The sequence below is a fragment of the Mycobacterium sp. 050272 genome, from assembly GCF_039023525.1.
Taxonomy (GTDB): Bacteria; Actinomycetota; Actinomycetes; order Mycobacteriales; family Mycobacteriaceae; genus Mycobacterium.
Genome location: NZ_JBCHKV010000046.1, coordinates 1 through 8,284, shown reverse-complemented (window position 1 = coordinate 8,284; position 8,284 = coordinate 1). Strand labels below are relative to the sequence as shown.

At 62.2% G+C, this 8,284-nt stretch carries 6 protein-coding genes; 1 reads left to right on the top strand and 5 read right to left on the bottom strand.

Annotated elements, in window-relative coordinates; all coding sequences use genetic code 11:
• Nucleotides 1–567: 567 nt before the first annotated feature.
• The 4 genes from AAHS21_RS31770 to AAHS21_RS31755 form a co-directional block, all read right to left on the bottom strand.
• Nucleotides 568–846, bottom strand: a complete 279-nt coding sequence (locus AAHS21_RS31770) for a type II toxin-antitoxin system RelE/ParE family toxin (protein ID WP_330981547.1) — start codon at nt 844–846, stop codon at nt 568–570.
• The gene (locus AAHS21_RS31765; protein WP_061559515.1) at nt 843–1,112 is read right to left on the bottom strand and encodes a type II toxin-antitoxin system Phd/YefM family antitoxin; all 270 of its coding nucleotides are present in this window, start codon (nt 1,110–1,112) and stop codon (nt 843–845) included. Before AAHS21_RS31765 ends, AAHS21_RS31770 begins: the two co-directional genes overlap by 4 nt.
• A gap of 1,005 nt (nt 1,113–2,117) precedes the next feature.
• A complete protein-coding gene (locus tag AAHS21_RS31760; protein ID WP_342931247.1) occupies nt 2,118–3,536 on the bottom strand; it encodes a hypothetical protein in 1,419 nt (472 codons plus the stop codon).
• Nucleotides 3,533–6,940 carry an AAA domain-containing protein gene (locus AAHS21_RS31755; protein ID WP_342931246.1) on the bottom strand — a complete coding sequence of 1,136 codons (3,408 nt, stop codon included), beginning with the start codon at nt 6,938–6,940 and terminating at the stop codon, nt 3,533–3,535. The genes AAHS21_RS31760 and AAHS21_RS31755 overlap by 4 nt, the downstream gene beginning before the upstream one ends.
• Before the next feature lie 522 nt (nt 6,941–7,462).
• Here AAHS21_RS31755 and AAHS21_RS31750 point away from each other — a divergent pair.
• Nucleotides 7,463–7,762: a hypothetical protein gene (locus AAHS21_RS31750; protein WP_330981516.1), complete on the top strand. Its 300-nt coding sequence runs from the start codon at nt 7,463–7,465 to the stop codon at nt 7,760–7,762.
• A gap of 312 nt (nt 7,763–8,074) precedes the next feature.
• Here AAHS21_RS31750 and AAHS21_RS31745 read toward each other — a convergent pair.
• A partial coding sequence (locus tag AAHS21_RS31745; protein WP_342931245.1) for a hypothetical protein occupies nt 8,075–8,284 on the bottom strand: 210 nt, incomplete at its 5' end.

Here is an 8,284-nt window from a genome sequence, read left to right as displayed (position 1 = left end):
TAAACGCTAAGCCTCGTGCCCCAGATTCAATGAGAAAGACACGCACTTACCCCAGATTCAATGAGAATGCCCCAGAATCAATGAGAACGGACAACCGGGCCGCAGACGACTAATCACGTTGCGTGCCCGGCCTTTTCGGGCCGCAGGAGCAGGGCTTCAACATCGGCTGGAACTAACAGTTGGCGACAGCACGCACTGAGGCGCCGGCGTATCAGGGACACCGGCCCCGAGCAGACACACTCTGACCGTCGGGCGCGGCGTCAGCCCGGCGTCCGGCTCTCTCCTGACCACACAGACGGAATCATGGATCCGCTGCGGCCTGGAATGTAGCTCAGCGCGGCATGGCGAATCACCGTGCACCGCCGCCAGGAAACGATTCCTCTCGCGCTTGACCGACTCGTCGTTGGCCCCGGCCTCAATCAACGAAGCCAAGTCGGAGCAGCCCACCAGCTACTTCGAGGGTGCGGCCATGATCCCGACATCGTGGTGCTTTCGGGGTCGGTGCTGCGCGTTCCGTCACAGTGACGGAACGCGCAGTTGGAAGGGGGGGTCGGCTCGTGACCAAGGTTATCGGCGGTAGACGTGCGCACGGTGCTCGATGCGGCCCACATAGAGCACGTTATCGTCGGAGAGGACCCGGAAGGTCACCCGGTAGTCGCCGCGCCGGGCCACCCGCCAGCCCTCGAACTGGAAGCGAAGTGGTTTGGACATCGGCAAGGGATCGGCGGGCAGTGCGACCGTGATGAATTCGGCGATCGCCGCTGCAACTTTGTGCGGTAGCCGCTCGAGAGCTCGCGCCGCCGCAGGTGAGAGTTGAACTGACCAGGCGTCGTCGTTTTCGGTCACTGCAGACCGTAGCGACGACGAATGTCGTTGCCGCTGACCGTGTTCCCGGCCGCGTAATCAGCGTCGGCCTGGGCTAGTTCGTCGGCGAGACCGGGGGTTCCAAGTGCATGAAGCGTCTCGTTGAGAGAGTCCAAGTCATCAGCGGACATGATGACCGCGGCGACGCGACCGTGCCGGGTGATCTGAATGATCTCGTGTGTCGTGTCGGCTTCGTCGACCAACGCCGACAGTTTGTCCTTGGCCTCTGAAAGAGGTACCTGCTTCATACCGCGATTATAGCCTGAATTATAGCCTGTGACCAGCCTGATTATTAGCCGATAAGCGATCTTATGGTCAATTAAGGCGAGCCAGCAGGGACGCGTGACCGCACTTCCTGCAGCCATCAACGCGCAGCCAAAGCCCCAAAGACGCACGGGCACGACCCGGTGACAACAACAAGAATCAACAGCCCTGCCGACAAGAAGTCGGCATTCGCTGTGATGGCCTGGAGGCCCCCGGTGAGTAGTCAATACGTCACTGTGACGTTTTTGTAAGGGGCAATCCTGCTGCACACCATGCTATTTCGCACGTTTCATGGATAATCGTCATTATCCATGAACAATGTCCAGATGGCTGGGGTGCGGCTTGACGACTCCACTTGCCTGGATGCTGATGCTGCGTGGTGGTGGTGGTCGCCGGCCAACGACCCCTACCACCACAACCAGCAGCCCGCGTCGTCATACTGCCCTGCAGGGATGCGGGGTTAAGTCGCTCGGATCTCTCACCGGCATTGCACCCCAAAACCTTTGACTAGAAGCTCTCGGGGGCGGTACGGCGTATCGGTGTCCCCTGACGTCTAGGCGTGATGTGGCTTTTGTGGTGATCGGGGGCGTCCGTCGACACTCTTGAGTTTCAGCGAGACCCGTTCGCGGTCGATGTCGACGTCTTCGACGATGACTACTACGGTTTGGCCTAGTTGGACAACCGCCGATGGGTGGTGAACCTGTCGTCCGAGCTTTGAGATATGGAATCAGGCCGTCGAGGTTGTCGCCGAGACTGACGAACGCCCCATAGTTTTCGAGGTTCTTAACGACGCCCGACACGGATTCTCCGACAGTGATGTTGCTGAGCGCTTGTCTTCGGGCCGTCTCGCGGTTGCTGGCTGGCGCCTTCTTGCGTCGTTCTCGTCGCCGTGCTGTGGGCGGTTGACTTTGCGTCGCGTCTGCCGGGGGTGATCCCATGGTCGCCGGTGAGTCTGTTCTGGCTGTGAGCGGTGCGGGCTGAAATGCCGGCTACAGGTCCGACGGTGTGGAGGCATTCGACTTGATTCTAGTGCGGTACTTCGCCGGAAGCGTTCCGACCACTTCCAGGGCGAGTATGCAGTTCTCGGACATGTACTTGTCGTAGGCGTGGTCGGCCAGTTCCTGGTTTTGGACCAGGTCGCCTTCTTCGTGTCGGAACTGGCGCGACGGGGTGCCGCGGAAGGACAGCCAGTTGAAATTGGTTTTGATGTAGCAGCCGTCGCTGACGAGGACCTTTGCGACGGTGTTGGGGATTCTGACGATTGCCAAGCGGGTGGAGCGGCGTGCGGCTTTGTGGAGCCTGTCCACGGCGGTCTCGTCGGTATTGGTGTTGTCGCTGTGCCCCCAGAAGATGGTTACGTCGGCGGTTCGGGCGAGCTTCTCCACCCGATCGACCCACCGTTGGTCGACGACGCTTCCGGTGATCCGTGGGCTGATGATCAGCAGTCGGTGCTGCGAGTTCGAGACGGCGTCGTTGAGCCAGGTGGGGTGCTCATAGACTCCGAGCCAGCGGATCTGTGCGCGGTCGAGTTGATTTCCGTCAGTGCCTGTTTCGTTGCTGTCGAGGGCGGTCTGCAGAGCGATGACTTCGTCTCGGCCCAGGCGGTCGGCCGAGTCGGTGACGGATTCGTGGACCTCGTCGGCGGGGGCTGCGGTGATACGCAGACGGTCGACGGCGCCGATCTTTTCGAGGGCGGCTGCGTGTGGCTCGCTCCACGTGCCATCGACGTCGACGCCCAACCGGAGTTCGTTGGTGTCAAAGTTCTTGTAGATCAGCAGGATTGCACCGTAGTAGTAAACCGCGTTCTCGGTGACGCCGCTGATGCCGAGGATGTGGATTGGCTCGCGCCGGATGTCCAGCGCAGCGGTCAGGGCGTCGACGTTGAGTTCGTGCAGGCCGACGGGCATGGCGCTAGCCGGCGGCAGAAGGATTCGTGCCGCATTGGATTTCGCGACGTGGGTGCGGGTCAGCGCTCGTTTGTTCCACGGGGTGACCGTTCTGGTCAGCCGGTCATAGACCACCGGGACTGTGGCTGGGGCCGGTCTGCGCAGCTGCGCGTCGCGCGCGGCGTCGCGGCCGGCGTCCCTCAGTGTGAGGCGACGCAGCGCGCCTTCGGGTGGCGGCCGGTAGTCGATGTATTCGGCATCGAGGAGGCCGGCTATCGCGCGGAGGATGTCTCGATCATCGAGTCCAAGGAACAGTTGGAGGTCTTCGATAGAGTCGAGCCCGTTGAGCATGGCCCGTAGCGCGTATTTCTGCGCTGCCTCAAGTTCTTCGGTCTGTTCGACGAGGACGTCGAGGGTGAGCGTAGACGCTGGGATCGCGGCTGGTTCGGCGGCCAAGAGGATGTGGCCGGGCAGGGTGTGGGCGTACTTGCGCGCGGCGTCTGCGTAGACATCTCTACTCATAGCGTGTGCACCGTCGCATTGTCGGCGGTGCTGATGTGGTGCAGTACCTTTTTGAGCGGGCCAGGCTGGGCTTGGCAGAACTCGGCATCGCCTACGATCCACAGGATTTCGCGGGCTCTGGACAGCGCGACGTTCATCCGTCCTTCATAGGGCTCGCCAAGGAAGCCGAGTTCGCCACGCAAATTGCTTCGAGTCACCGAGAAGATCACGACGTCCGATTCTCGGCCCTGCACGGCGTCAACGGTTTTGATCTGAACGTCGACGTTGTCCAAGCGGTGGCCGCGACGCAGGGCGCGTTCAATCTCGACGCACTGTTTCCGGTAACCGCTGAGGATGAGGATCTCAAGCTTGCCGCCGTCGGTGCGATGGTACTTGCCCAGGCTGGCTCCGGCGTTGAGGCGGTGGACGAGTTGGCAGACCTGTTCGACCTCAAGCGTATTCGCCAGGCTGGAGTCACCCGCGAAACGCGTCTCCTCGTGGCGGGTGCTGCGGTGGCTTGTCGAGAACCAGATCACGCGTTCGTCGTCGTCGATGGTTTCGGCAGCCACTACTGCCACGGGGTCGTGGATCAGGCTGCCGCCGTAGAAAGTGTGCGAGATGAGCTCACCGATCGGGGCGGCCATCCGGTGCTGGGTCACCAACCTGGCACGGCACTCCTCGGGCACTTCAGCGAGCAGAGTGTCGAATAGCGAGGTCGACAAGAACACCCGGTCGAGGTCATAGGTTTCGACGAGGTCATTGTGTTCGCGCCCGAGTACTTCTTCCATCATCGGTGGCAATTGTTTGGGATCGCCGACCATTACCCAACGCTTCGACCGGGTCATCGGGACGAGCAGTTCGGCCGCCGTCGCACGCGAGGCCTCGTCGATGATGCATAGATCGAACTGCATCTCCTGGATGTTGCTGTTGGAGAGAAAGCCCATACACGTTCCCGCGACGACACTTTGGGTTGGCAGGAACATCGGTTCGGCGGCCTTGGGGTCGTTGAGACTCGACAACCAGTCACCTTGGGTTGCGACCAATTGATGCAGCCGCCGACGTTCGGTGTCAGGCTCACCGAGCAGCTGCGTCACCAGGCCGGCCAGCTGCTGCTCGTCCGGCTTGGCGGCCACCTCTACCCCCACCTCAGCGGCCATCGTCTGTAGCGACGACAACACCTCGTCTGCGCGTTCGGTCGCGCGCCGATAATCAGCGAGCAGGCTCACCCGTTCTTCGGACAGCTCTTCGTTGTCTAGCCGGTCCTCGGCGGTCAGCGGGCCTACCAGCGCGGCGGTCGTGTCGCGCTTGCGCAGCGCGGACAGTGCTTCTTCGGCGCGCAGCGCCAGAGCCAGATGCTCAACTTGGACGCCCTCGCGTTGCGCGAGTTCGGCCATTCCTTGGGTGGCGCGCTCGGCGATTGCTTGCGCCCAGGCTTGGAGCTTGTTGCTCAACAGGAGGTGACTTGCCTCGGGGTCGACGCGGTCGTCGTTGCTTGACAGCCTCACGACTTCGGTGACTCCCGATCTGAAGAGCCGGGTGATCGCGTTATCGATCGCGACGTGCATCTGGCTGACCACGAGTACCTTGTCCTGCGGCCGGGAGGCCAGGTATTGGTTGACGAGTTCGCAGATGAAGGAAGTTTTGCCGGTGCCTGGAGGCCCTTCGACGAGGAACAAATCGGTTGATCCGAGCGCATGGGATATCGCAACCTTTTTGTCGTCATCCAGATCAGCGGCGCGTGGCGTAAAGGCCACCGGTTCGGGGCGTTGCACTTGGGACGGGTCGAGGACCAACTCTCGCAGGTGCGGCCTCGCTGCGCTCCCGTCACGCAAAGCGGCCAGCGCGTCTTTCTGACGCCGGATCGCCACACGTGATGGAGTGCGATCTCGCACCAACTCGCCCTCGCGCGGCACGGTGCCGCCGCCACGGCGAGTGGTGACGCGGACGGTGACGTCCGTGCCGTCGATGTCGACGATCGTCACCGGTGTCCCCTTACCCGGCGCCTCGTCTGTCGCTCGGGCGACACGGTCCTGGTCCAGGACCGCCGTGGTGGGCGGGCTGGCGGCCTGTAGAACGATCTCGTGGCCAGAGCCCCCGAGGTGGGTATAAGTGATGGGCTCCTCGAGGCGCTTCTCCAGTTGCTCCTTCGCGTCGATAAGTTTTGACCAATTGTTGAGCCGCGCATGCCTATAGCGGTCAGTGGTACGGTCTCCGGAGTCCTGGACGGCTTTCTGCAGAATCTGACTGATCTCTTTGGTAGCCAACGCCGTTTGAGTGGGATTGGCCGGCCGACGCGCGGTCCAGACCCAGTCTCGACCATCCAGCAGGACAGCCTCGTCGCGTTTGCGCCAGGTCGCGAATTGCTCGAAATCACCGATTTCCGCGCGTTTGGCGACCAGCTTGTAGTCATTGTCGAAAGTAAGGACGAGCTGGACTTGGTCGCCGACCAACCGGAACTCTTCGGCTGTCAGCTCAGAACGCCCGTCCGGCAACGTTTTCAACCGCGGGACAACGTAAGTCGCCGAGCCAAGGCATCCGTCGATGACGGCTTCGGCGCTGCGCCCGCCTCCTTCTGCTTCGAGTGCTTGCCGCGCTGTCGTCGTCAGTTCGAACGCGATTTCCCTGCGCCGGTGCCATTTCGCGCTACGCGCTGTCTGAATTGCCTGCAGTTCAAAATAGAAGACTTGGCCGTCAGCGGGCCGATTAGCGGGATTGGGATCGAGTGCTCGGGTGAGAAGGTCCACCACTTCCGGTGGTGGGTCGGGATCGACGAGCGCTTGGGCGATGTGGTGGTAGTCCTGAAACTCCTGTTGGGTGACGCATTGCAACAGCGTGGCCGCTAGGCCGTACACGTCGAATCGCGTCGATCCGCGGGAGGCTTGATCGGGCGGCGCCCACGGCCCGGACGTCGCGCCGAGGACGGTGGCATCGCGTACCCCGGCGATCTTGTTTTTGATTTTACTGAGCGCGAAATCGGCTAGAAGTGGAGTTTTCCCATCCCACAACACATTTGCGGGTTTGATGTCGCGATGGAGTACTGACAGCGAGTGCGAATGCGCGAGCGCTGAGGCCAGGGGCAGCGCAACGGACTCAGCGACGTCGTCCCATCCGGGTGGCTCGGCGAAACCTGTTAACCAGGTCTTGATCGTCTCAGGGACCCAGTCGAGGATGACGTAGTAGAGGCCGCGGGCTTGGTCTATCCCGCTGTCGCGGAGCGCCAAGATGTTCGGGTGGCTAAGCGTGCGCAGTGCCGCTGTTTCGCGTTCGAAGTAGATGCGGGACAGATCATCGGATGCCGCAGGAATGACTTTGACCGCGACAGTGCGACCGGCCTGCTGGATGTCGGCGGCCTGGAAGACGTCACCCTGGCCTCCGGCCCGCCGCGTGTTCGCGATCTCCACGTACCGCTCAGCAATCACCTGCATCCAAAGTCCCCGTCCGCTCGACCGGACAGAGGATACTGGCTACTGCCGACAGAGCCGGGCGAACGCGCAGCCACTGCCCGGCAAATGTCGATCCGCGTCTCCGCGGGAGCATCGTCGCCTAGCACCGAGAGCGCGTGAGCAGCCATCACGAAATGCGGGCTGGAGCGCGGCGTGCGCGCCGGCTGTCCCGATTCGTCGATGTAGGCGCGATAGCCAGGTTGGGCCACGTGGGTGAGGCTAGACCTCTCACCGGACAGTAGAAACCGGCTGCTGTGCGTGCCGTGTGGATGGTTTGGGGGTAACTCCGTCTGTCGGCAGCAACAGCTTGTGGATGAATCACAAAGGTGTCATGGTCGGTGCCCTCACAGGCGGTTACCCTGAGAGAGCCGACATGGCTATCTGTTGCGCACCCCGAAGCCGCCAGAAGCTAACAGTTTTCGATGGTGTCTCAGCTGAACTCTTGCATCACGCCGCCGTCTGGACAGGACAGTTGGTTGCACCCCGGTTTCCTACGCTTCTGACATGACATTCGAATGGACACCCGAACTCCAGCTCCAGGCCGCGCAAAACGCCCTCGCCTACGTCTCTATCGTCCAATTCAGTCGAGCGACCAATGACGCCGCCGGCCGCGACGCAGTGCTCACATCGGTGCTCAACGACTTCACCGACGCAGGCGTCTCGGAGGAAGACACCATGTCCCAGCTGTTCTCGGGGCTGGCCACAGTCGCGAACCTCGCCGTGGAGGTAGGGGCCAGGAGGTCCGGCGTGAGCCCCCAGGCCATTCTCGAAGAAATGGGTGCGCTTCTTGCCGAGGTGGGCTAAACCCGCGCTGGCCACGAGAAACCGGCCAGGAGGACCTCGGCCACCACATTGCCGATGACTGCCGACTATGTCGGTGCCGAGCCACGAGCCCTCTGTCTGTGCCCGCCCATCAACCGCTGGTCTTTGCAGCACAGACGGACCAGTTAGTCGCCAGTGCGGAAATGACGACAACAGCATTGAGACGAACGAGCACGGACAGGCGCGCACGATCCCGAAGCCAGAGGACACCGCCGTCGTCGATCCCGTCGGCCGACTCGTGACGTGAACAGCAGAGCGTCGGTGAGCGCACGGTCGCGCCGGCAACATGAAGGCTCAGGTATTCGATATCGGCGACGCCGGATAACCCGGTCCCGCAGCTACGCCGTACGACATCAGCGCGCATCCTGTGCCAGCGTTGATGACCGGCTGGCCACCTGCACGCCGCGTGCTGTCGACGTTCATGGAATTCCCCATGTTGAGCCGGTTCTCGTTCACGTAATTCCCCAGGGTCGCGTTCACGTAATTCCCCACCGGGAAGGTGGG